The sequence below is a fragment of the Bacillus sp. JJ1562 genome, from assembly GCF_036962705.1.
In the GTDB taxonomy this organism is placed as follows: domain Bacteria; phylum Bacillota; class Bacilli; order Bacillales; family Bacillaceae_L; genus Ferdinandcohnia.
Genome location: NZ_JBALOQ010000022.1, coordinates 218,467 through 242,849, shown reverse-complemented (window position 1 = coordinate 242,849; position 24,383 = coordinate 218,467). Strand labels below are relative to the sequence as shown.

General features: G+C 36.6%; 19 protein-coding genes. 15 read left to right on the top strand and 4 right to left on the bottom strand.

Annotation, left to right across the window (positions count from 1 at the left end; all coding sequences use genetic code 11):
* Nucleotides 1-19 precede the first annotated feature (19 nt).
* Nucleotides 20-2,191, top strand: coding sequence for a DNA topoisomerase III (locus tag V7097_RS15360; protein WP_335704507.1), 2,172 nt, complete (start codon nt 20-22; stop codon nt 2,189-2,191).
* A 102-nt stretch (nt 2,192-2,293) separates the two neighbouring features.
* On the opposite strand, the gene V7097_RS15355 is transcribed toward V7097_RS15360, so the two are convergent.
* Nucleotides 2,294-4,120 carry a M6 family metalloprotease domain-containing protein gene (locus V7097_RS15355; protein WP_335704506.1) on the bottom strand — a complete coding sequence of 609 codons (1,827 nt, stop codon included), beginning with the start codon at nt 4,118-4,120 and terminating at the stop codon, nt 2,294-2,296.
* 302 nt (nt 4,121-4,422) lie between these two features.
* Here V7097_RS15355 and V7097_RS15350 point away from each other — a divergent pair, with 302 nt between their 5' ends.
* The 3 genes from V7097_RS15350 (at nt 4,423) to V7097_RS15340 (ending at nt 8,361) form a co-directional block, all read left to right on the top strand.
* A complete protein-coding gene (locus V7097_RS15350) occupies nt 4,423-5,304 on the top strand; it encodes an aminoglycoside 6-adenylyltransferase (RefSeq protein ID WP_335704505.1) in 882 nt (293 codons plus the stop codon).
* Nucleotides 5,305-5,380: 76 nt separating this feature from the next.
* Entirely contained in the window at nt 5,381-7,762 is a 2,382-nt protein-coding gene (locus V7097_RS15345; protein ID WP_335704504.1) for a polyprenyl synthetase family protein, read from the top strand.
* A gap of 137 nt (nt 7,763-7,899) precedes the next feature.
* Nucleotides 7,900-8,361, top strand: coding sequence for a hypothetical protein (locus V7097_RS15340; RefSeq protein WP_335704503.1), 462 nt, complete (start codon nt 7,900-7,902; stop codon nt 8,359-8,361).
* A 227-nt stretch (nt 8,362-8,588) separates the two neighbouring features.
* Here the strand turns inward: V7097_RS15340 and V7097_RS15335 are convergent, their stop codons facing one another.
* The gene (locus V7097_RS15335; RefSeq protein ID WP_335704502.1) at nt 8,589-9,029 is read right to left on the bottom strand and encodes a GNAT family N-acetyltransferase; all 441 of its coding nucleotides are present in this window, start codon (nt 9,027-9,029) and stop codon (nt 8,589-8,591) included.
* A gap of 144 nt (nt 9,030-9,173) precedes the next feature.
* Between V7097_RS15335 and V7097_RS15330 the strand changes: the two genes are divergently transcribed.
* From V7097_RS15330 to V7097_RS15300, 7 genes are all read left to right on the top strand, one after another.
* Nucleotides 9,174-9,923, top strand: a complete 750-nt coding sequence (locus V7097_RS15330) for a nucleotidyltransferase domain-containing protein (RefSeq protein ID WP_335704501.1) — start codon at nt 9,174-9,176, stop codon at nt 9,921-9,923.
* Entirely contained in the window at nt 9,913-10,668 is a 756-nt protein-coding gene (locus V7097_RS15325; RefSeq protein WP_335704500.1) for a class I SAM-dependent methyltransferase, read from the top strand. The genes V7097_RS15330 and V7097_RS15325 overlap by 11 nt, the downstream gene beginning before the upstream one ends.
* Before the next feature lie 18 nt (nt 10,669-10,686).
* Complete coding sequence (locus V7097_RS15320) at nt 10,687-11,361, top strand: HAD family hydrolase (RefSeq protein ID WP_335704499.1); 675 nt, start codon at nt 10,687-10,689, stop codon at nt 11,359-11,361.
* A 15-nt stretch (nt 11,362-11,376) separates the two neighbouring features.
* A complete protein-coding gene (locus V7097_RS15315) occupies nt 11,377-11,988 on the top strand; it encodes a hydrolase (protein ID WP_335704498.1) in 612 nt (203 codons plus the stop codon).
* A gap of 13 nt (nt 11,989-12,001) precedes the next feature.
* Nucleotides 12,002-12,391, top strand: coding sequence for a VOC family protein (locus V7097_RS15310; protein WP_335704497.1), 390 nt, complete (start codon nt 12,002-12,004; stop codon nt 12,389-12,391).
* A gap of 56 nt (nt 12,392-12,447) precedes the next feature.
* A complete protein-coding gene (locus tag V7097_RS15305) occupies nt 12,448-12,918 on the top strand; it encodes an NUDIX hydrolase (protein WP_335704496.1) in 471 nt (156 codons plus the stop codon).
* 164 nt (nt 12,919-13,082) lie between these two features.
* Nucleotides 13,083-13,493 carry a DUF3221 domain-containing protein gene (locus V7097_RS15300; protein ID WP_335704495.1) on the top strand — a complete coding sequence of 137 codons (411 nt, stop codon included), beginning with the start codon at nt 13,083-13,085 and terminating at the stop codon, nt 13,491-13,493.
* A gap of 92 nt (nt 13,494-13,585) precedes the next feature.
* Here the strand turns inward: V7097_RS15300 and pepF are convergent, their stop codons facing one another.
* The gene (gene pepF / locus V7097_RS15295) at nt 13,586-15,400 is read right to left on the bottom strand and encodes an oligoendopeptidase F (protein WP_335704494.1); all 1,815 of its coding nucleotides are present in this window, start codon (nt 15,398-15,400) and stop codon (nt 13,586-13,588) included.
* Nucleotides 15,401-15,896: 496 nt separating this feature from the next.
* Between pepF and V7097_RS15290 the strand changes: the two genes are divergently transcribed.
* Nucleotides 15,897-18,119, top strand: a complete 2,223-nt coding sequence (locus V7097_RS15290) for a glycoside hydrolase family 3 protein (protein WP_335704493.1) — start codon at nt 15,897-15,899, stop codon at nt 18,117-18,119.
* Between the two features lie 69 nt (nt 18,120-18,188).
* On the opposite strand, the gene corA is transcribed toward V7097_RS15290, so the two are convergent.
* The gene (gene corA / locus V7097_RS15285) at nt 18,189-19,139 is read right to left on the bottom strand and encodes a magnesium/cobalt transporter CorA (protein WP_335704492.1); all 951 of its coding nucleotides are present in this window, start codon (nt 19,137-19,139) and stop codon (nt 18,189-18,191) included.
* Nucleotides 19,140-19,243: 104 nt separating this feature from the next.
* Here corA and V7097_RS15280 point away from each other — a divergent pair, with 104 nt between their 5' ends.
* The 3 genes from V7097_RS15280 to V7097_RS15270 all read left to right on the top strand — a co-directional run bounded on the left by V7097_RS15280 (nt 19,244) and on the right by V7097_RS15270 (nt 24,216).
* Nucleotides 19,244-20,578, top strand: a complete 1,335-nt coding sequence (locus V7097_RS15280; protein ID WP_335704491.1) for an MDR family MFS transporter — start codon at nt 19,244-19,246, stop codon at nt 20,576-20,578.
* Nucleotides 20,579-20,696: 118 nt separating this feature from the next.
* Nucleotides 20,697-22,445, top strand: a complete 1,749-nt coding sequence (locus V7097_RS15275; RefSeq protein ID WP_335704490.1) for an ABC transporter ATP-binding protein — start codon at nt 20,697-20,699, stop codon at nt 22,443-22,445.
* Nucleotides 22,420-24,216, top strand: coding sequence for an ABC transporter ATP-binding protein (locus V7097_RS15270; RefSeq protein WP_335704489.1), 1,797 nt, complete (start codon nt 22,420-22,422; stop codon nt 24,214-24,216). The genes V7097_RS15275 and V7097_RS15270 overlap by 26 nt, the downstream gene beginning before the upstream one ends.
* Nucleotides 24,217-24,383: the final 167 nt, after the last annotated feature.

Sequence of the window (24,383 nt, the reverse complement as noted above, 5' to 3'; positions counted from 1 at the left end):
ATGAATTGGAGGAATTAAAATGAAATCACTTGTTCTTGCAGAAAAACCTTCTGTTGGAAGAGACATTGCCCGTGTATTAAACTGTCATAAAAAGGGCAACGGCTTTTTCGAAGGAGATAAATATATTGTGACATGGGCACTTGGCCATCTTGTTACATTAGCAGATCCTGAAAAATATGGAGATAACTTTAAATCATGGAAGCTAGAGGACCTACCAATAATCCCGAATCCTTTAAGCCTTGTTGTCATTAAACAAACTGGTAAGCAATACAGTGTCGTTAAAACACAAATGCATCGTAAGGATGTTAATGAAATTATTATCGCAACAGATGCAGGTCGCGAAGGAGAGCTTGTCGCGAGATGGATCATTGAGAAATCAAACACCCGTAAGCCGATCAAACGTTTATGGATTTCATCGGTTACAGATAAAGCGATTAAGCAAGGCTTTGCCAACTTAAAGAACGGCAAGGAATACGAAAATCTTTATTCTTCAGCTGTTGCTCGTGCTGAAGCTGACTGGTTAGTCGGGATCAATGCTACAAGGGCATTAACCACAAAGTTTAATGCACAACTATCATGTGGAAGAGTGCAGACTCCAACATTAGCGATAATTGCAAAACGCAACGAAGAAATTAAGGATTTTAAACCAACACCTTATTATGAAATAAAAGCAACAGCAGACAGCCTTACACTAAAGTGGCAGCATGAAAAAACAAATGAACAACGCATTTTTAATAAGGATGTTTCTACATCAATTGTTCGTTCTCTTCAAGGGCAGGAAGCGAAAATCATTGACGTGAAAACGTCAGAAAAGAAAAGCTATGCACCACAGCTTTATGATTTAACAGAGCTTCAGCGTGATGCAAATAAACGGTTCGGTTTTTCAGCAAAAGAGACCTTAAACGTTCTTCAAAAGCTGTATGAACATCATAAGTTGGTCACATATCCTCGTACCGATTCAAAATATATCTCAACAGATATCATTGATACACTAAAGGATCGGATTGAAGGATGCATGGTGCAGCCATATGCGAAGCTTGGTGCTAAAATCTTGAAAAATGGAATCAAAACGAATAAATCGTTTGTCGATAATAGTAAGGTGACCGATCACCATGCGATTATCCCGACCGAGGAACGTCCAAATCTACAAGCATTATCTGCAAAGGAAGAAAAAATTTATGATTTGATTGTAAAACGATTTTTAGCCGTATTTCTTCCACCATATACGTATGAACAGAAAACCGTTCAAGCACGTATTGGCAAGGAACTATTCGTAGCAAAAGGTATCACAGTCATTTCATTAGGTTGGAAAGAAGTTATTACTTCGATTGAAGAGAATGAGGATGAAGGTAAAATTCCAGCATCCATTCAACCAGGTATGAGTCTTAATGTTCTTTCCGTAAAGGAAATCGAAAAAGAAACACAGCCACCAAAGCCATTCAATGAAGGAACCTTACTTTCCGCAATGGAAAATCCAACAAAATATATGGCAGGGGAAAGCAAGGATTTAATTGATACAATCGGGAAGACAGGTGGACTAGGTACAGTAGCAACACGTGCGGATATTATTGATAAGTTATTCAATACATTTTTAATTGAAAAAAGAGGTCAAGATATCCACATCACAAATAAGGGGAAACAGCTGTTAGAGCTTGTACCAGATGATTTGAAATCTCCAGTGTTGTCAGCTGAGTGGGAGCAAAAGCTTGAACAAATTGCAAAAGGTCGATTGAAGCAAAATGCGTTTATCTCAGATATTAAGCAGTACACGAAGGAAGTAGTTTCAGAAATCAAATTTAGCGACTCAAAGTTCAAGCATGACAATATTACAGGCACAAAATGTCCGGACTGTGGAAAATTGATGCTTGAGGTCAATGGGAAAAAGGGAAGAATGCTTGTATGTCAGGATCGTGAATGTGGCCATCGTAAAAACATCGCCAAACTCACAAACGCAAGATGTCCGAACTGTCATAAAAAATTGGAATTGCGTGGGGAAGGGGAAGGACAATTATTCGTATGTAAATGCGGACACCGTGAAAAACTATCCGCCTTCAACGACCGTCGCAAAAAGAACCAATCAGGCAAACTATCCAAAAAAGAAGTATCAAACTACATGAAAAAACAAGAAAAAGAAGAACCAATCAATACCGCTTTAGCAGATGCCTTGGCAAAACTAAAGTTAGATAAGTAGGACCAGGGGGACGGTTCTCTTGGTTCCACCGGGTCAATTTTGTGCCCACAGTTTCACTTAACAAAAGAAACCTGAGTCCAATAGGCTCAGGTTTCTTCATGTTTATTTTTTCTTACCTTCGTTCGTGCTGTAATAGAATTTAGCTGTGATGGAACCATCTTCATTTTCTACAATATCGGTTACATGGATTCCGGAATCAGCTGGAGTAGAACCATAGCCTTTCCAGAAGTAGTAGGAACCTGAGTGTACATTACCTGAAACAGGTGTGATTTGATCGCCGGTCTTGAAGAAATCACCAGCATCTCCACGGTTCACATTCTTCTCTAATTCATATAATCCATCTGCTTGTAAAACTGACAACCCATAATGAGTTACAACGGTACCATTACTTGCTGTTTGAGATTGATTGGATTGGAATCTCTTATTCTTCCAGTTTGCTACATTGTTTGGACGGAAGCCTGCAGTTTGGTATAAATTAATAATATTTTCATCAACATGCCATGCTAGTAATCCATGCGCATCTTCACCCTGACGGATTAAGCCTTGGTTAAATCCGCTTTGTTGCACATTTTCGAATAAGAAGTATTCAGTGCCGTTGGATCCGGGAACCTCCATTTTAACAATACCATTGCTATCCGTTGCTTGATCGATAGAAGGCAATGTAATTTCTTGAACCCCATCTACTGGTGACACTTCAATCGGATTAACCCAGCCTAAGAAAATTTTAGAAAACGGATCGAAATGTGTAGGTGAGTTACCATTGTACTGTAGGGCATCAGGATAACGCATCCAAGATCCACCCGACATCATCGAGTAGTTACCAGTACCTTCAGAGTTATATACTGTATCATAGAAATCTGGTAATCCTAACGCATGACCGAATTCATGGGCATACACACCAACCTGCGCAGGGTATGGGCCTGTAATTGACGTTTCATCATAATCCCCGGTTGACGCATTAAACCCTGCCACATTTCCACCAATCGCTGGTTGAATGTTGTAGTTGTTTACAATTACACCATCATAAGTCATCTCTTCCGCAATTGTTTTATTAATCCATTCCGGCTGACTCATCCCAGCATGAACATCGGCTGGTATACCAGTTTCATAGTATTTACCATAAAATAAAGCACTTAATAGATTCCATTTATGTGACCAGAATTGAGCTGGGTCGCGGCTCCACTCAGCGCCAGTACCTTCATGAACTACGAATACATTAGGTACTTCTCCATCAATAGCGTATGTGGAAAAATCAATTTGATCATCTGCAGCCTTTAGAAGGTCACGGACAAACTCACCAGTATGGGCATCACCATTTACATTTCCTAGAACGTACTCCCCGTTTTCAGCATATGTACCCTCTTGATCTAGGTAATAAGAGGCTCCTTTAGGAAGCTCTACCCAAACTAGTTCAGCCCCATCATGTACAAGATTTACTTTATCATAGCTAGATTCTTTATACGCATTTTGCATGGTGCGGTCTTTTGGTACATTTGGACCGTCATATTGCTTAAAATAATCCAATTCATATGGATTGTATTCACTTCCAAAAATGAGGTCCTCATAATAATGGGCAGGAACCTGACCTTGTAAATCCCCGATTGGTTCATCTCCATCCTTATACTTTGCTAGAATAACTAGTACTGGTATGTCCCCAGTTGCTGCTTTATAGGCAACATGGTTATCACCAGCTTGTTGGAATTTCTTTCCTTGGTTTGCGATTTTCTCAGCAGGGTCTGCCTTTGATACATCAAATCCTAGATCTTTTGCTTTATCGGCTAGTTCAGGAGTCGCAGCGACATAATGTGCAAGCCTCAAGTCATATTTACTAGTTTCTCTAGCAGGGGACTCATTCAGTTGAAATCCTGAAAGCATCACACCACTAGCTAAAGCAAGGGTTAAACCTGTTTTTGAAAGAACCTTTAACAAAAACACCACTCCTTAATGTTTGATAGGGAAAATATAACAGAATATTTCGAATCTAGTAAGAAGCCTTCGTCCTATCTTACTATGTGACCTAAATCCTATTTTTTACATATCGGTAAAAAGTCATAGAATTCTAGTTGGAAAGTCTTGGGTTGTTAGACTTAATTGACCAACCTATCCACAAGCTAATAAGCTCAAAAATCGTTGTAAATTGCGGACTAATGGCATAATAATAGAAAAATGCAGGTGGATTTACTGTAGAATAGAAGTTAATAGTACAAAAGTTAATGGTAAGGAGAATTTTTATGAGAACTGAACAAGAAATGATGGACCTTATATTGAACGTTGCAATAGAGGACGAACGCATACGTGCGGTATATATGAATGGCTCCAGAACGAACCCGAATGTTCCTAAGGACATTTTTCAAGATTATGATATTGTATATGTTGTAACGGAAACTGAATCGTTTATAAAGGACGTGGGTTGGATTCATATTTTTGGTGAAATACTTATGCTACAGGAACCGGATAAAAATGATCAATTATGTGGAGATCATATAGATATTAATCGTTCCTACGGTTATTTAATGCTTTTTAAGGATGGAAATCGAATCGATCTACATATTGAAACCAAAGAAAAAATGCTTGAGGAATATGGAAATGATAAACTGACTGTTCCATTATTAGATAAAGATAATGTTTTACCATCAATTCCTGCTTCAACAGATGTTGATTATCATGTTAAACAGCCAACTGAAGCTATGTATTTTAGTTGCTGCAATGACTTTTGGTGGTGTTTGCAAAATGTAGCAAAAGGAATTTGGCGTGACGAGTTGCCATACACGAAACAAATGTTTGAAGTTGTTATTAGGGAGCGCTTGGATGAAATGGTTTCATGGTGGATTGGATATGAGAACAATTTCAATATGTCGGTGGGAAAGATGGGGAAGTATTTTACTAATTATCTACCTGATTCCTATTGGCAGCAGTACAAAAGAACCTATTCGGATCATAACTATGAAAACTTTTGGAATTCTATCTTTGTCACTTGTGATTTATTTAGTGGAATAGCAAAAGATGTGGGTGAAAAATTATCATTAACATATCCAATTGAGGATGACCGAAACATGATTGAGTATCTGAAACATGTGAGAAATTTACCGTCTGATGCCAAGGAAGTATATTAAGTAGTTAGTTTACAGTATGAACGATATAAATCCAATTAAGAAGCATAAAAATAAGGTAATGAACAAAAGTTGAGGTATGTACAATATGAATGTTGGATTAAAAAAGAATGCTGAAAAAAAGTATCAACTTGCAGAGGAAAAGGCCGCCCAGTATTTTCAAGCGCTTTATATAGATGTCAAGGAGAAGAATTATGTTCAAACACTAACAGAAGACATCAATTCTTGGAAGCAACATCATATTTATCGTTCGGTAATTCCCTTTTGGACCAAGATGAAGAGAAATTTTGAAACTCAAGATTATTATAGTTATATAAGATGGCTAAATTACACGGGAAAATTAAATCAATACTTGGATCGAAGTATTTCTTATATTTTTATGAGAGATATGGGAAAAGATCTTAAGTCTGAAGATACACAAACTAGAATCAATAACGCGGTTTCCAGTTTGAAAGATCACTTAATCGAAACAACATCTAAGGATAAAAGCAAAGAATCAGATATTTTTAGTATGGCTGGATTGTATAGGTGGGGACAAAATCAAGGTATTGAATCCACTATTATATGGTTGATGGATAGATTAAAGAATGTTTCTAGGAATATACCAGAGGGAATGGATACAACTCATGCTAAGAGGAAGTTAATTAAAATCATCGCTGGTGTTACCATCAATGAAATGGAAGAAATGGAAGAAAACCTCTCTGCAATAGAACGTTCAAAAAAACTTGATACAGCCATCCGATTAGGCTATGCTTACGGTCTCACATATCCATTTATAGATGATCTATTGGATGCCAAGGTTTTGTCTGATTTTGAAAAGAAAAAATATACTAATTTAATTCGGACCACTCTGTTAACCGGGACTGTGCCACCATTAGGGGAATGGACGGGAGAAAATAAGGAATTACTAGAATTTGTTCATTCGGAACTTTCAGAGGCTTTCCAGTTCATAAAGAACCAGCAGCCCAAAGAGACCTTACACACCTTTTTCGAACAATCCTATGTTTTTTTTCATTCACAAGAAGTCGATCGTGAAAAAGACCTTTCGAATGGAACATACACAAATGAAGAATTATATATACCCATTATTATTAAATCCTCCTCTTCACGATTGATTGTTCGTTCTTTAATTAGTGCTCCCGAAGATGAAGATATTGACAATCGGACTTTCTGTTATGGAATCTATAATCAGCTTGCTGATGATTTTGCAGATATGTTTTCGGACATGGAGGAAGGTTCTGTAACCCCATATACGTATTATTTACAACATCACAAGAATCGATCTGATTTAGTGAACCCATACGAATTATATTGGGCTGTCATTTCTTATTTGATCCATAATGTTTATAATTCCGATCCGAAAGCCTGTGAAATCATATTGGACCGAGCCATTAATGGGTTGAAACGATTTAAAAAGCGTGTAGGGAGTAAAGTGTATGAAGAAGTTATGGGGACATTTGCTACAGGTAACCCAGCTTATAATCGTTTGATTCAAAAAATGGTTCGGAAAGCAGATAATGTTGATTTCTTTGATAAACTCTTACGTGACCAAATGGTCGCCAATTTGAAAAATGAACAACAAGATCAAGAAGTATTTTCTGAGTTGATTGAAGAAGTACGAACGAAGATAAATGACAAGTTACACATACATAAGAATGAAATAGATTCTTCACCGATAATTGATGCCGCAAATTACAGCCTTGGGGGAGAAGGTAAAAGGCTGAGACCTATCGTGACCTGGATGATGGGTGTAAAGGAATATGGATTAGCTGAAAAAGAAATTTTTCCACTTTTAAAATCAATTGAATACATGCATACAGCCTCTTTAATTTATGATGATCTTCCATCACAAGATAATGCAGCCTTTCGAAGAGGGCAACCAACCGTTCATCAGTCATACAATACTGCTGTTGCTGAATTAACAGGTCTATTTTTGACTCAAAGGGCTACTTTTGAGCAAGCCTCTCTTACTGATATTGATACGAAAATTGTACTTAAGTTAATCCAATACTCGGCTGAGAGCACGATGGATATGTGCAAAGGGCAAGCACTGGATTTAGAGTCCAAAGGAAAACGATTTTCTCTTGAACAGCTAAACCAGATGTGCTTTTTAAAAACGGGAAAGGGGATTGAAGCTGCGCTTATCATGCCCTCCATTCTCGCAAATGTGGAAGAAAGAGAAATTGAAGCATTAAAAAAGTTTGCATATCACGCGGGGATTGCTTTTCAAATCAAGGACGATATTTTAGATGTAGAAGGAACTACTGATTTACTTGGTAAAACGGTTGGTAAAGATGTGGAAAACAATCAATCAACGTTTGTCTCTATTCTTGGAGTAGATAATGCAAAAAAAGAGATGTGGGAACATTATTGTCTCGCGACTGAAGCATTACAAGGGATTCAACTTAAAACCTCATTTTTAAAACAAATATTAAACTATTTTGTGCAAAGAGATCACTAAAGAAATACCTGCCTCTAGAATCTGAGGCGGGTATTTCTATTTCTACTAGGTAAACGCACATTTCGGAGGTACAAGTTGAAAGGCATAAGCCTATCGAATAGGATGCTAGTAGCCTAAGAATAAGGAGTGATTTAAAGATGTATTATTACGACCAAAACGGGCAAATGGCTTCATCACTACCATACTACACAGATTACGATTATATTTATGATTATGAAAGACAAATGGGATCATTCTTCCCACCACCTGGCGGGGGTTCTATGGGACCTCCATTCGGACCACCAAGTCAAGGACCTGGAGGAGGACCGCCTTTTGGAACACCAGGTCAAGGACTTGGAGGAGGACCACCAACTTCACCGCCACCATCTTTTGTTCCAACACAATCACAACAGCAAGCACAAGCCTTTGCAGTCGATCCAGGAAGTATTAGGGTATGTTTATTTAGGTTTACCTATGTATGGTTAAGAGGTTTTGAACAATTCTGGTTCTATCCAACATTTGTTGGACGAAGATCCATTTCAGGGTTTAGGTGGAATGGTTTTAGATGGGTAAACTTCGGAATAAGCCTTAGACAAATCCAATCATTTACGTGTTTTTAATTTGTAATTAATGTGATTTAGAATTATTTTTTTCCTTCAAGACAAAAATTTCTCTAGTAAATGAACCAATTATTCCAGAAATTAAGATAACCAGTATGAGATTAACCACTCTAACAAAAGCAAAAGGAGAGTAGAGGACTATTAAACTATTCGATATAACAATGATGCAAAAAAAGACACAATAGTAGATAAGATTACGAATTTTCATATTCAACTCTCCTTGTAATTTAGATTAATTGTTTCCACATCACAATATGCGGACCAATCGGTGGATAATCAAAGACCTCACCATGTGGCTTAAAGCCCAACCGCTCATAATACCCTTGAACATTCGTTCTACCCATACACAATAGAAGCTCCGTACCATATTCCTTAAGTAAACTTTCCGCAAAAGTAACTATTTCACGTCCTGCACCAAGCTTTCGATATTCTTCCAGCGTTGCCATTGCTCTAAGTCGATATTGCTTACTGCTTAAAAAATCACGGTTTAACATGGCACAAAAGGAAGCGACGCTAATTAATTTTCCTTTATTAAATGCCCCTACAAGGAATCCACCTTCTTGAAAATCTGTATCATACATGCAGGCCTCAATTGGTTGATGTGGGCGTAAAATGCTGTGTCTTAACTCGTATGTCATTTCTGGTTCAATTATATTCACATCTAACATGATTCTCCTCCCCTTAATGACTTTCATGATAATAATTCTCTTCCATAGTTTAATTTCCTGCCTGATTTCTGAAAGGAATAAAAAGGAATTTATCAAAATTTGTAGAATGTAGATTTTGTAAAGTATAGATTTGAGGTGTTAATTTTGACAGCTTTTAATAAAAAAATGAAACCCTTAGAAGCAGCCCAACAATTTATTCAAAAATATTATCCGGATTGTCAAGCTGCCCTATTAGCAGGTAGTGTAACAAGGGAAGAATCAACTGTAACATCTGATCTTGACATCGTTGTTTTCGATAGGAACATAGCCTCGTCATATCGTGAGTCTTTAATCGATTTCGGTTGGCCTATCGAGGTTTTTGTACATAATGAAACATCCTATAAGCTGTTTTTTGAAACGGATAAAATGCGGGCAAGACCATCAATGCCAAGAATGGTTTACGAGAGCATTATTCTTAAGGATGACGGAATACTTGAAATAGTAAAAACGGAAGCTAAGGAGCTTTTGGACAATGGGCCGGATGAATGGACGAAGGAAACGATAAATTTGAAACGATATTTTATCACTGACATTCTTGACGATTTCATCGGTAATGAAAAAAGGGAAGAAACAATATTCATTGCAAATAACCTTGCCGAACTAACTAGCGAATTTGTATTAAGAACAAATCGTAAATGGATCGGAGCCTCCAAGTGGGTGTATCGAGCCCTAAAAGAATTCGACGAAGAATTTGCAAATCGCTTTGTTGCTGCATTTGATTTATTTTATAGAAACGGGGATAAATCAAAGGTTATTCAAATAGTTAATGATATTTTACAACCGTATGGTGGACGTTTATTTGATGGCTTTTCGTTGGGGAAAGAAAATTTAGGAGGCAAGAGTAATGACAAATGAAATACTCGAAAACAATAAGAAGAGCTGGGACATAGTGGCACATCATTTTAATGGGAAGGATGCACTTCCTAGTTACGGTCCTTTTACACAAACAGAGGAAGAGTTAAGGCTGTTTGAGGATTTAATAAATAAAAAAGTACTTGATGTCGGTTGTGGAAGTGGACATTCATTAAAATATATGGCCGAAAAAGGTGCTGTTGAAATATGGGGAATAGATTTGTCACAGAATCAAATCGATACCGCAGAAGAAACACTAAAAGGATTGAATCCTAAACTGTTTAGTGCACCAATGGAGGAAGATATCAGCATTCCAAAGGAATATTTTGATTTAGTCTATTCCATTTTTGCAATTGGTTGGACGACGGATTTATCTACAACCTTAAGGCTGGTGCATTCATACTTGAAGTCAGGCGGATATTTTATATTCAGTTGGGATCACCCTTTGTATCCTCATCTTAAAAGTGAAAATGGCCGTATCTATTTGGATGGCTCATATCAAAACGAAGATAAGGTAACATACAGCAAGTTCAAAGGTGAAGATGCTCCAATGGTCATTCCAACACGAAAAATGAGTACATATATAAATGAATTAATAACAGCGGGTTTTACAATAGAGAATGTGATAGAAAGTGATGTAACAGAGTCATTTGATTCAATTGAAGATGAGGTTTCAGACCGCTATTATTCTTTATACAAAGCACGAAGATTTCCAACAACAATGATTATTAAAGCTCGTAAACTATAATAGATGGCAGGTAAAAACATGATAAAAGCCGCTATTTTTGATTTAGATGGAACACTATTGAATAGAGATGAATCTGTAAAAAAATTTATAACAACCCAGTATGTAAGATTAAAGGAAGTTGTAGACTATATCCCAAAAGAAACCTATATCAAGAGGTTTATAGAATTAGATTGCCGTGGATATGTATGGAAAGACAAAGTGTATCAACAATTAGTTGAAGAATTTCATATTATGGGAATTACTTGGAAAGAACTGCTGCAGGATTATATCAATCTGTTTAAAAATAATTGTGTGCCTTTCCCAAATCTTATTCCTATGTTAGAAGAATTAAAAGGAAATGGACTTCAATTAGGCATTATTACAAATGGAGAAGGTCAGTTTCAGTTTGATAATATTAAAGCACTAGGGATAGAAAAATATTTTGATATTATTTTAATTTCTGAATGGGAAGGAATCAAAAAGCCAGATCCTCAAATATTTATGAAGGCAGTGGCACAGCTAAATGTACCTAAAAATCAATGTATATTTATAGGTGACCACCCAGAAAATGATGTAAAAGCTGCCCGTAATGTGGGCATGAAAGGAATTTGGAAAAAGGATTTGCAGTGGGATAATGTTGATGCAGATTATATCATTGATGATTTGGCAGAACTTCCATCTGTAATAAAGAAGTTTGATCTGGAATGTTCATAGAGGAGGGAGAGTCTTTTGGGTTCTCGAATTATGCATGCCATAATTTCTACTAAAATAGCAGATTGTTTGTCTATTTCCAATAAAACATCATTCTTACTTGGAGGGATTGCTCCAGATGCAGTAGCACCAAAAGATTTATCCCATTTTTATACAGGTGATGTTGCAGATTATTTACGAGAAATCGATTACCAAAAATTCTTATATAAGTATCATTTCCATGCGAAAAATGATTATATATTAGGTTATTATTCCCATTTAATTGCGGATGATGTTTGGTTAAAGGGTTTTTACCTTCCATGGTTAAGAAATAGAATGGAAGCCAATCCCGAGATATTACAGTTGTATCACAATGATTTTAGACTACTGAATGGAAAGTTATTAGAACACTATGGATTCTCCAATCAGTTAAAAGAAAAACTACATTTGGTATCATCGTCAATAATTGATTTAGAAGAGGTTAAGTACAAGGAAGTAGAAGCTTTCCTTCCATATGTAGTTGAGGGCATGGAGTATAACAAAGATATTGTAAACGAGAAATTAAATGTATTTACATTTGATCAGATTGTAGGATATATAGAGACGTCTGTTGATAAAGGTATTATTCATTTAAAACAAATTTTAGGATAAGGAAGTGTTACATATGGCAATTTCTAGTGAATCACCCATTAAAAACACAATGGGAGGAGTATTCATTCACGTTACAGATTTAAAAAATGCGGTTCATTGGTACAGCAACATCTTAGGTTTTGAACCGGATTTAAATAACGTGCAATCTCCCATTTATAACATCCCGATTACTGGAACAACAAGTTTAACTTTGGATGACCATGCCTTTGATCCTACTTTCACCCACAGACCTTCACACAACCCAATTTTTAATTTTTTAGTTGAAGACATTGATGTTGCCTATGATTTTATTAAATCAAATGATATCGAAATCGTAAGGGAAATTGAAAGAGTTGGAGAGAACTTTGCATGGTTTAATTTTAAAGACCCAGATGGAAATGTAATTATGGCTTGTACAGTTTAAAAACATCATTTTAGGAAATATATTTTACAAGAATATTAGAATGAGGAGAAAAAATTGTGAACTATATATCTGAACTAAGAAAATTAATCGGAACACGACCTATCTTAACGGTAGGTGCAACAATTCTTGTTGTTAATGATAATAATGAAATCCTTTTTCAACATCGGTCTGATACATTGGATTGGGGTTTACCAGGTGGTTCGATGGAACTGGGTGAAACTATAGAGGAAGTTGCTGCGCGTGAACTAAAGGAAGAAACCGGTTTAATAGCAAGTGAATTCACATTAATTGGTGTTTTCTCAGGCCCACGTTATTATTTTCTGTATCCAAGTGGAGATGAAACATATAGTGTAATAAATTTGTTTCATGCAAAAAATGTCACTGGTGTACTAGAAATGAACGATGGCGAAAGTATAAATCTAGAGTTCTTTAGCAAAGACAATCTTCCAAACAATATTGAAAAAAGAGCAAAGGCGCTCCTTGAAGAGGTAGGAAATCGCTTATGGGAGTTGGAAAGTTCCTTCTGAAACCGAAAAGGGGTTTTTTAGGATTGAGACTTCTACAATGCTAAATGGAGGTCCTAAGATAAGAAGAGAATTTACGAATCTATTGAATCACATGAATCAGAATATTAAGCACATTATTAAAATATAGGGAATATTTCTGATTTAATTTGGTGAGGGGGGTAGATATGGTTAAGTCTCCACCAAACAATAGAATTATGTTAGCTTGTTTGCTTTTTTTGGTATTTATGATGGTTCATCACGAAGTAAGATCTCAAAAAGGAACATCAATTGATTTTAAAAAAATACCAGAAGATTATATGATTATTGAGGGTTATGTAGATTCTAAAAGGATAGGTTCTATATTGATAAATGATAAGCCAATAAGTAGAGGTGACAGATTAATAGGCTATTTTACCTCAAACTATAGGACCAGCAGCACAATTATTGTATCAAGACACAAAAATGCAGAAAATCAGAACATATTTAAGGGGCTTAAAAGCAATCAAAAAGTAAGGGTTTATGGTGATAATCTTAGGGAATCAAATCCAGGTAAAATCAAAGCTTACTATATTGAAATAATCGAAAATGAACATTAATTTCATGATGTTAATTTAACTGAGTTAGTTTTATATGCACGAGTTTTTCTATATAGCAAATGCCCAGATTAGCTCTGGGCATTTCATAAATCTTATTCGTACAGACCTTCTAATTCCTCAATTAGGTCTCCTACATAAGCAACAGCTTTGCGAATTGCGTCTGGCTTAGTCATGTCAACACCAGCATATTTCATTAATTCAAGTGGCTTCATTGTACCGCCAGCTTTTAAAACCTCAATCCAGCGATCAACTACAGGCTGGCCTTCTTCTTTTATTAATTGTGCAACTGCAGTAGAAGCGGTTAATCCAGCAGAATACGTATATGGATATAGACCCATATAATAATGTGGCTGACGCATCCAAGTTAAGCTTGCAGCATCATCAATTTCCACCGCGTCTCCCCAGAAGGATTTTAATACTTCACCTTTAATAGCACTTAATGCAGGAGCAGTGATTGGTTTTCCGCTTTCAGATAAAGCATATACTCGACGTTGATATTCTCCCTCAAGCAAATGTGTCACAAAGTTATGATAGTACGTTCCTAGTAACTGAAGGATGACCCAACGCTTCATTCTCTTATCATCTGTTTTTGATAAAAGATGTTCTGCAAGAAGTAACTCGTTCATTGTCGAAGGAGCTTCGATAAAGTAAGTCGATGGACGAGTATTTCCAACTCGTTGGTTTCCATTTGCATAATAAAAATGACCCGCATGACCAAGTTCGTGAGCAAGAATAAACGCACCTCGCATTGTGTCAGTCCAAGTAATTAAAATATACGGATGGGCACCATAAGGACTTGAACAGAAGGCACCTGTAGATTTACCTACGTTAGCAGGGAGGTCAACCCAGCGCTCTGTTAGACCTTTTTCCATGATTGCACTGTACTCTGGACCCATTACCTGTAAAGCCTCAAGAATAGTTTTTGACGCCTCTTCATAAGTGGTTTTTGGATTGAAATCAGGATCAAGTGGTGCTTTTAAATCACTAAAATGAATTTTATCCAAACCAAGCACCCGTTGCTTAAGTTTTGCGAATTTGCGCATATGTGGTGCAAGTTCAGTTTGAATAATATCTAATTGATTATTGTACATTTCTAACGTAACCTGTTGCGGATGCAATAGCATATGTGTAACAGATTGATAGTTACGTAATTTTGATAGTGTTACTTGTTTCGTTACTTCTGTTGCATAAGCTGCAGCAAATGTATTTTGATATTTTTTCAAAGTATCAGAAAAAGCATTAAATGCATTGCGTCTAATTGTCGGATTTTCAGATAGTTCATAGCGATCCTCAAATAAAGCAAAGGAGAGTGGAAGCTCATTTCCTTCTTCATCCTTAAAAGAAGGAAATGTCATATCAGATGCCTTGCTTCGTTGATAAATCATATATGGTGCAGAATGTACTTCACCAAGAGCGGCCAGCGCTTCTTCTGTCTCGGGTGATAGGGTATGTGGCTTTTTCTCTAAAATCACCGTTAGATTATTCTGGAATACTTCTAATTCTTTTTCTTCTTTTATGTATTGGTGAATTTTCTCTTGCGGTAATGCAAGTATCTCAGACTCGATAAATGATAGTCCTGCACTAATCCCTGAAAAAACAGATGAAACTCGAGCCGCATTTCCTTGATTCTCAGGATTTGTCGCATCCTCGTTGAAACGTAGACTTGCATATGTACCTACTAAAATCATACGTTTGTAAAGTTCTTCCTCAGCAAGTAAACAATCTAAAAAAGTTTTTGCATCATTAGCTAATTTCCCTTTGAATTTGGTAACGGTTGATATATCAGCTTCTATTGCAGATAATTCTTGTTCCCATGCGTCAACTGAGGGAAACAAGTCTTCAAGCTTCCATGTTTGTTCAATATGTACCTCAGCACGAGTTAATAGTCTATCTTTAACCTTCGTCATGATTTGACCTCCAAATAAAATATTTCGATTCTCTAACAATTTTTATTATACCTGAAATAATAGGGAAGTTAATAGTATTTTCAGACATCATTTATTAATAATTTAAAATTTCATCAGACTATTTAACCTAAGATATTACATTTTTACTATGCAATTAGAAATATTTTACCCACGAAAGACCCACTTTAAATTAGTATCTAAGCCTCATGATGATTAACATACTAAAATGGTAGTATATTAGTAGTTAATTTGTTTAGTAGTCTAATTAATTAATTTTTTTCAGTAAAAATGGAAGCGTATTCTGAAAGCGTTAACTAAAAGTGCATCAAATCGATTTCTTCTTTTTTAGTATTTCTATTTAGTAGTAAATGAAGTTGAGAATGGATACGAACCCCAAAAATCTAAGGCTTTATCTATTATTTTGGGAGGTAGTATTGTTCTATAAATCACACTATTTTTATAGTAAACAAATCATTTATCAAAGGGAGGAAGAAAAATGGCATCAGTATCTAAAAAAATCAGAAAAGCTTCAAAATTAAGAAAAAAACTTATCGCAAGTACACTTGCACTTTCACTTGTTGCTCCAACAATAGGTTTTGCAGATGAGCAAGGGTACACAGGTGAAGAAGGAGAAGCTACACCGTATACTGGACGAGGTGCAATCACTACCTATAAAGTTGCAAAAGCAGACGGTCAACCAGAAATTGAAGTAGCAACTCAAGATAGAATTCTTGAAATTGGCGACAAGTATTTTAGAGATGCAAATGGCAGTAGAAGTTTAGATATTTATGAAGACTGGAGAAAACCAGTTTCAGAACGTGTAGCAGATTTGATTAGCAAAATGAGTCTTGAGCAAAAAGCTGGATTAATGTATATCAATACACACACTCCAGAAGCAGATCCTGCAGATGGGAAATTTGTAACTCCTCAAAATAGTAAAATTGTTACTGAGCAAAAATTGCGCCATGTTATTTATCGTCTATCGCAAAACTTAGGAGATATTGCCAATTATAATAACCAAATGCAACAATTAGCAGAAGGAGTAGAATTAGGGATTCCAGTTGTGATTACTTCCAATCCAAGAAACTCTCAATCTACAGATTATACAAATATAACGAATGTTCAGGATCAACATACTTTCTGGCCTGGAACATTAGGTTTAGCAGCTGCTAGAGATGTAGAAGCTGTTGGTGAATTTGCTGATATTGCCCGCCAAGAATGGAGAGCTGCTGGAATTCGTAAGGTTTATGGATATATGGCCGACGTTGCAACAGATCCACTTTGGGCAAGAATTGAGGAGACATTCGGTGAAGATCCAAAACTAGTTGGAGACATGAATTATGAACTCGTTAAAGGATTCCAAACTGAAGAACTTGGTACAGACGGTGTAGCCATCACAGTTAAACACTTCCCTGGCGGTGGAGCTCGTGATGATGGACAAGACCCTCACTTTGAAAACGGTAGATTTAATATTTATCCAACAGAAGGAAGCATGGAAAAGTATCACATTCCTCCGTTCCTAAGAGCGATTGAAGCTGGTGTAGCATCTGTAATGCCTTATTACGCATATCCAAGTAATGAAAGTGCTGAACAGGGGTTACCACCATATAGTGATGATCAGCAATTTGAAGAAGTTGGAATGACATTAAATGAAGGAATTATCCGTTATTTACGCGAAGGTCTTGGTTTCCAAGGATATATTAACTCTGACTCAGGTGCTGTTGCTGGTAGTGCATGGGGTTACTTGGATAAATCAGCAGTAGAAAAAGTTGCAAAAGCGGTAAATGCAGGAACTAACATTATTTCGGGTGGTGCAACACCAGATCTAGTAATTGAGGCAGTTACTAGCGGTTTACTAGATGAATCCAAAGTTGATGAATCCATTACTTATACTTTATCTGAAATGATGACATTAGGTCTGTTTGAGGATCCATATGTAAATCCTGATGAAGCAATTGCTCTAGCAAACGATGAAGAACATAGAGCATTAGCATATGAAGCACATCAAAAGTCAGTTGTTTTAATGCGTAATGATAAAGTTAAAGGCGAAAATCTATTACCGTTAACTGAAGAAAAATTAGAAAATGTTAAACTTTATGTAGAAGGATTTATTGGTGTAGCAGCACCAAGAAATCTAAAAGGAGAAGAAGCTGCAAAATATGTTGCAGAAAATTCTGCATTACAAACTGCTGCATTTACTGCAGACTTAAAGAATACACTAAAAGAAAAATTCTCTAACATCGAATTAGTTGATAGTGTTGAGGAAGCAACACATGCTTATGTATATTTGAAACCTACACAGTCTAACTGGGATAATAATCCACGTATTACAGTTGGGCCGGAAACTGGAGTATATGATCTTGACCGAATTGTTGAGATCCAAAAAGCGGTTCCAACGATTACTGCTGTAAACTTTACGAACCAATGGCTAATTAATAAGCTTGAGCCAAAAGCTGCTGCATTTATCGGTACTTTTGGTACACAACAAGAAGCAGTATTTGATGTAATCACTGGGGAATTCAATCCTGTTGGTAAACTTCCATTCGCTATTCCAGCTAGTGCGAAAGCTGTAGAACGAGAAGTAGGAGATGTTCCAAGCTTTGCACCTGAAGAATATAAGCATTTCACTTATAAGACAAAAGCTGGTGTCGAATATAAATACGGATTTGGACTATCTTACGAACAAGAAAAATCAAACAATGGTAACAAAAATAAATAATTGATTGAGCCGACCCAATTCTTGGGTCGGCTGTTGTATTTTTTCTCTGACAGTCATTCGTAACGAAACTTACCGAAACCATCCTTTTTGCTTAAACCAAACAAACATACCAATTCCAATCACAATCATAATTCCTTGAATTATGAAATACCCATATTTATAGGTGAGTTCAGGCATATGGTTGAAATTCATGCCGTAAATGCCGGCGATGAAGGTAAGTGGCATGAAGATGGTCGTGATGACGGTTAGTATCCGCATCACTTTATTTGTTTGGTGCGAGTTCAAAGATAAATAACTATCACGAATATCGGCTGTTAATTCGCGGCTAGCATCGATTTTTTCAGTAAGTCTTAAAAGGTGGTCATAAATGTCATGAAAATATTCGATCCGATGCTGTAGCAAATCAAGACGATGCGAATTGATAATCCGATACACCAAATCGCGCATCGGTGTTACCGTATGCCGTAAAGTAAGTAAATTATGTCTTGTGTCAAAAAGCTCATCTAGTAGCTTTTCCATCGATTTTTCATTCGAATTGTCTTCAATTTCTTTTAATGTATCTTCTAGGTGGTAAACAATCGGGAAATAATTATCAACCAGCTTATCGATGATGTGATATAACACAAGCGAAGGATCCCAATTTTCAATCGTGTCGGTCATCAATAAGCGGTTCCACACATCATTCACTTCACTTGATTCCATTAAATGAAAGGTCACAATATATCCTTCACCAAGAAATATATTTATTTCTTCCTTTTCCATCGTATCCTGATGAAGGCTATGCGAGACAAAAAAAGTATTTGATTCATAAAAGTCTAATTTTGGCCGCTCTAAGACATGGATGCAATCTTCAATAGCTAGTGGATGGAAATGTAGTGTTTTTGATAATTCTTCAAGCTCCGTTTCTGTTGGACGATTAAAATCAATCCAATACCATTTCCATTCAGTATTTTTTATTTCTGAAATAGGGGTATCGGTAATTCGTTCATTGTTGTGTGTAATTGCCGTAATACGGATCATGTAATTACCTCATTTTTTTGTAGTGCTATTGAATAACAGGCATCTTTTCATTTCCAATATCTGTAGTATAATAGAGTAATTCTAGACTTAAAGGGGAAAACAAAATGAAATCAAAACCATTTGTTTTAGTAAGTATTGTGCTTGCGATGCTTATTAGTGCTATGGATACGACAATTCTCCAGACAACTGCGCCAACGATAGCAGAAACGCTTGGCGGCTATAAGTTTTATGGATGGATGTTTGCCATATATGTGTTATTTTCTACTGTTTCCTTACCAATATTCGGGAAACTTGCCGATATTTATGGAAGAAAAAAGATATTTAGCATTTCTATTATTCTTTTTACAATTGGATCATTACTTTGTGGTTTAGCTGATTCCATGGTGGAATTAATCGTATACCGTGGAATCCAAGGACTAGGTGCTGGTGGGGTTGCACCATTAACGATGATTATTGCCGGTGATCTGTATTCAATCGAAAAGCGCGGGAAAATTCAGGGATTCTTTTCAGCAATGTGGGGAGTTTCTGCTGTCATTGCACCTCTAATCGGTGGCTTTTTCGTTGAAACGATGTCATGGCGCTGGATTTTCTTTATTAATATTCCAATCGGGATTATCGTTCTTTTATGTTTAATCCCATATAAAGAGAACATTACGAAGGATAAAAATCCACTGAATTATCTCAGCGCAGTTTTTTTCACAGGAAGTATGCTTGCCTTTTTAATGAACACCATTACAACGGAAAATCTTGTAATCTATAATTTAATTGGTATTATCTTCCTAGTCGCATTCATCTATTCTGAGAAAAAATCGGATAAACGATTTATCCCGATTGAGATTTTAAAGAACAAAAATATCTCATGGATGAATATTAATGGCGTCTTAATTTTCTTAAGTATTTTTGCGTTTCAGAATTATGTTCCTTTATTTATGCAAGAGGTACAGGGGATTTCGATTATAGTAAGTGGACTTGTTCTTTTCGGAATGAGCGCTGCCTGGATGTTTGCATCTGTACCGGCAGGGAATCTTATCTTAAAATATGGCTATCGCAATACGATTTTCTTTGGAAACGGTCTGCTTGTGCTTTCTGCAATTCTTGCACTCTTCATGAATAAAGACTCTAGCTTCTTGTACATCTTTGCTATTTTAACGATTCAAGGTTTTGCGTTTGGAATTGTTGTTACGATTGGAACAATTGGCTCACAGGAATTGGCTGAAGCACATCAAAAAGGGATGTCAACTAGTCTTCATTTCTTTGCAAGAAACATTGGTACAACATTTGGAGCAAGTATCATGGGGATGCTTATCACAAGTCAGGTCGATGTTGCTAAAGGAATGCATAATCTGATTTTGTATATGTTAATTTCTGTAACAGCTGCGACAATCATTAGCTTTTTTGCCAGTCAAAAATTATATTCTCATAATCTACAAAAACAATAAATCATCAAAGGCTCATGCTTTTGGTGATTTTTTCTATAATTATAGTTAAAATTATTGTATGATAAAAATAATTTAGAAAATCGAAAGAATTGCTATGTAAATAATTTGGGGGCCTCACATGCTTAGAATGCTAACGTATTTAAAACCTTATCGACTAGCCATTTCAGTCGCTCTTTGTTTGACCTTTGTTGAACTTGCGGTCGAACTCTTGCAACCGCTTTTAATTGCAAAGGTGATTGACGATGGTATTTTACAAAAGGATCTTTCTGGAGTTATTAAGTGGGGCGGAATTATGGTAGGAATATCGATTCTGGCCTTTATAGCGGGAATTGTCAACTCTTTTTTTGCTTCCCATACAAGCCAAAGTTTTGCTTTTGACATAAGAAAAGAAATGTTTGGAAAAATCCAATCCTTTTCATTCGCAAATCTTCAAAAATTCCAAACTGCAACATTGATTACGAGAATGACAAATGATGTAACCCAGCTACAGAATACGGTGTTTATGAGTTTGCGTATCGCAATGCGTGCACCGATGCTCATCATATTCGGAATGGTTATGGCTCTCCTCGTTAATGCAAAGCTCGCGATGATGCTCATCGTTACGACTCCATTTTTAATTTTGTTTCTTATTTTCGTCATGACGAAAGCAAGAAGACTGTTCCAATCCGTCCAAGAGAAACTAGACACAGTGAACGGTGTAATGCGGGAAAATCTATCAGGGATGAGATTAATAAAAGCATTTGTAAGATGGGGACATGAAACAAAACGTTTCATACATGCAAACGAAGGCTTACGAGACCGGACAATCACTTCACTTCGCCTCATCGAATTGACAATGCCAGTTCTTTTACTTTTAATGAATGGAAGTATCATTGCCATTCTTTGGTTTGGCAGCATTGATGTTAGCCTAGGGAACGTTCAGGTCGGGGAAGTTGTTGCAGTCATTAATTATACAACTCGGATTACTGGAGCACTCGGAGTTTTTTCATGGATTATCATGCATTTCTCACGAGCAAAAGCATCTTCGGACCGTCTAGTGGATGTATTAGATACGGAGGTAGATTTAATAGAATCTAATACAAATCTAACATCTGTCCCACACGCAAAAGGTAGTATCTCCTTTACACATGTTGATTTTAGGTATCCAGGAACCAATGCATTGGTTTTACAGGATATCACATTTAAGATTCAACCAGGTGAAACTATTGCCATTCTAGGTGCGACAGGCTCAGGGAAAACGTCTTTATTTCAATTAATTCCACGTTTATATGATGTTGCCTATGGCAGTGTTCAGATTGACGACATCGATGTGAAGGATCGAAAGCTTGATGAATTACGAAAACAAATCGGCTATGTTCCACAAGAAGCTTTATTATTTACTGGAACAATTAAGGATAACATCCGCTGGGGCAAACAGGATGCGACAATGGAAGAGATTATGGAAGCGGCTAAGCGTGCCCAAATTCATGAAACAATTGCGAAGCTTCCATTACAATACGATACCGTTATTGGACAAAGAGGTGTGAATCTCTCCGGTGGGCAAAAGCAGCGAATTTCGATTGCTAGAGCACTTGTTCGCAATCCTAAAATTTTATTACTTGATGATAGTACAAGTGCACTCGATCTAAAAACAGAAGCCAAACTTCTTGCAGAATTAAAAAATTACAAATGCACAACTATGATCATTACATCAAAAATATACACAGCAATGGCAACCGATACGATTTTACTGTTGGAAGATGGAAAATTACTCGCCACAGGAAGTCATGAAGAGCTCTTACACTCCTCGCCTTTTTATAAAAAGGTCTATAAAACTCAGTTTGGAGAGGAGGGACAAGTTCATGTCAACGCGAATGAATCCTACTAAACAAAATAACGGAAACAAGCCAAAACAAGCAAGAGATAGAATTGGTACTGTTAAAAGAATTTGGTCCTATCTTGCGGTCAATCATAAATTATTGATGGCTGTCCTAGCGATGGTCGTAGTAAGCTCCGGGCTTGGACTCCTCGGTCCATTTTTGCTAGGAAGAGGGATCGATGAATATATTGTTACACAGGAGCATAAAGGGATCCTTGTTCTTTTACTTTGGTTAGGAATTGTATTTATTCTTCATTCCTTGTCACTTTGGTATCAAAACTATTGGATGGTCGGCATAGCACAAAACACGGTCTTTTCGATGAGGACGGAGCTTTTTGAACAACTGCATCGTTTACCGATTCATTTTTTTGATAAAAGGCAACATGGAGAACTCATGAGCCGAATTACAAATGATATTGAAAATGTCAGCTCAACCTTGAATTCATCTGTGATTCAAATATTTTCGAGCTTACTAACCCTGATTGGAACTGTGGCAATAATGCTTTGGCTGAGCCCGCTATTAACCCTAATTACTATGATTATTATCCCAATCATGTTCATCGGGATAAAGTGGATCACAAAACGAACAGGGAAGCTGTTTAAGGAACAGCAGCGTTATTTAGGAGAACTAAACGGATATATTGAAGAAACAATCTCTGGTCAACGAATTGTAAAGACTTTTTCACAAGAAGAAACCGTGATGATCGAATTCATGGAAAAGAGTGAAAAGCTAAAGAAAGCGGGTTATTATGCACAAGCTTATTCTGGTTTTATTCCGAAGCTTATGAACGTGTTAAATAACCTAAGCTTTGCGATTATAGCCGGGGTTGGCGGAATACTTGCATTGAATGGGCATATCACGATCGGAACGATTGTCATTTTTGCTGAGTATTCAAGACAATTTACCCGACCGCTCAATGACTTGGCCAACCAATTTAATACATTACTATCCGCCATCGCGGGTGCTGAGCGTGTATTTGATATTTTAGATGAGGAACTTGAGGCTAAGGATGAAAGAAAAGCTAAAAAAATAAACGAAATTCATGGGGATGTTGAATTTAATCATGTTTCATTTTCCTATGAAAAGGATGGGAACACGGTTAAAGATGTATCATTTGATGTAAAAGCTGGACAATCTGTAGCCTTTGTCGGACCAACAGGGGCAGGGAAAACAACGATCATTAATTTATTGTCTCGATTTTACGAACCAGATTCTGGTGCAATTTTGATTGATGGGGTAAATACAGCAGCGATGACAAGGGAAAGCCTCCGTCAAAATATGGGATTTGTGCTACAGGATACATATTTATTTCAGGCGTCAATTATGGACAATATTCGATATGGTAGACTTGATGCATCCGATGAAGAGGTAATTGAAGCTGCCAAATTAGCAAATGCACATACTTTTATTATGAAACTACCAAATCAATTCAAGACGATTTTAAAACAGGATGGTAGTGGGATTAGCCAAGGACAAAGGCAGCTTCTGTCGATCGCAAGGGCAATCCTTGCAAATCCGTCTATATTAATTCTTGATGAAGCAACAAGCAGTATTGATACAGTAACAGAAATGAAAATTCAAGAAGCACTACAGAGGCTGATGAAGGGAAAGACGAGCTTTATCATTGCACACCGTTTGAATACGATTGAAAAAGCAGACCAAATCATCGTGTTGAATGAGGGAGGAATTATCGAGATGGGTAATCACGAATCTCTTATTCAACAAAAGGGATATTATTACAATCTTTTTACGAGTCAGTTGAAAAAACAAGTCATGTAGAACTCCTAATAAAGGGGTTCTTTTTTTAAGATTTAAGAAGGATTCATGCAATATTTGTTGAATATTGAGAAAAGGAAAGATTTTAACTTTATTCAGCAGAGGAACTGCAGAATAAAGTTAAAGCCTCCGGCGGATGCCACGATTTTTTAATGGAAATTTTTCGAGCA

Bases quoted from the DNA above. Each gene is read 5' to 3' on its own strand.
- V7097_RS15360 (WP_335704507.1), top strand. From the start codon at position 20: ATGAAATCACTTGTTCTTGCAGAAAAACCTTCTGTTGGAAGAGACATT.
- V7097_RS15350 (WP_335704505.1), top strand. From the start codon at position 4,423: ATGAGAACTGAACAAGAAATGATGGACCTTATATTGAACGTTGCAATA.
- V7097_RS15345 (WP_335704504.1), top strand. From the start codon at position 5,381: ATGTACAATATGAATGTTGGATTAAAAAAGAATGCTGAAAAAAAGTAT.
- V7097_RS15340 (WP_335704503.1), top strand. From the start codon at position 7,900: ATGTATTATTACGACCAAAACGGGCAAATGGCTTCATCACTACCATAC.
- V7097_RS15335 (WP_335704502.1), bottom strand. From the start codon at position 9,029: ATGTTAGATGTGAATATAATTGAACCAGAAATGACATACGAGTTAAGA.
- V7097_RS15325 (WP_335704500.1), top strand. From the start codon at position 9,913: ATGACAAATGAAATACTCGAAAACAATAAGAAGAGCTGGGACATAGTG.
- V7097_RS15320 (WP_335704499.1), top strand. From the start codon at position 10,687: ATGATAAAAGCCGCTATTTTTGATTTAGATGGAACACTATTGAATAGA.
- V7097_RS15310 (WP_335704497.1), top strand. From the start codon at position 12,002: ATGGCAATTTCTAGTGAATCACCCATTAAAAACACAATGGGAGGAGTA.
- V7097_RS15300 (WP_335704495.1), top strand. From the start codon at position 13,083: ATGGTTAAGTCTCCACCAAACAATAGAATTATGTTAGCTTGTTTGCTT.
- pepF (WP_335704494.1), bottom strand. From the start codon at position 15,400: ATGACGAAGGTTAAAGATAGACTATTAACTCGTGCTGAGGTACATATT.
- V7097_RS15290 (WP_335704493.1), top strand. From the start codon at position 15,897: ATGGCATCAGTATCTAAAAAAATCAGAAAAGCTTCAAAATTAAGAAAA.
- corA (WP_335704492.1), bottom strand. From the start codon at position 19,139: ATGATCCGTATTACGGCAATTACACACAACAATGAACGAATTACCGAT.
- V7097_RS15280 (WP_335704491.1), top strand. From the start codon at position 19,244: ATGAAATCAAAACCATTTGTTTTAGTAAGTATTGTGCTTGCGATGCTT.
- V7097_RS15275 (WP_335704490.1), top strand. From the start codon at position 20,697: ATGCTTAGAATGCTAACGTATTTAAAACCTTATCGACTAGCCATTTCA.
- V7097_RS15270 (WP_335704489.1), top strand. From the start codon at position 22,420: ATGTCAACGCGAATGAATCCTACTAAACAAAATAACGGAAACAAGCCA.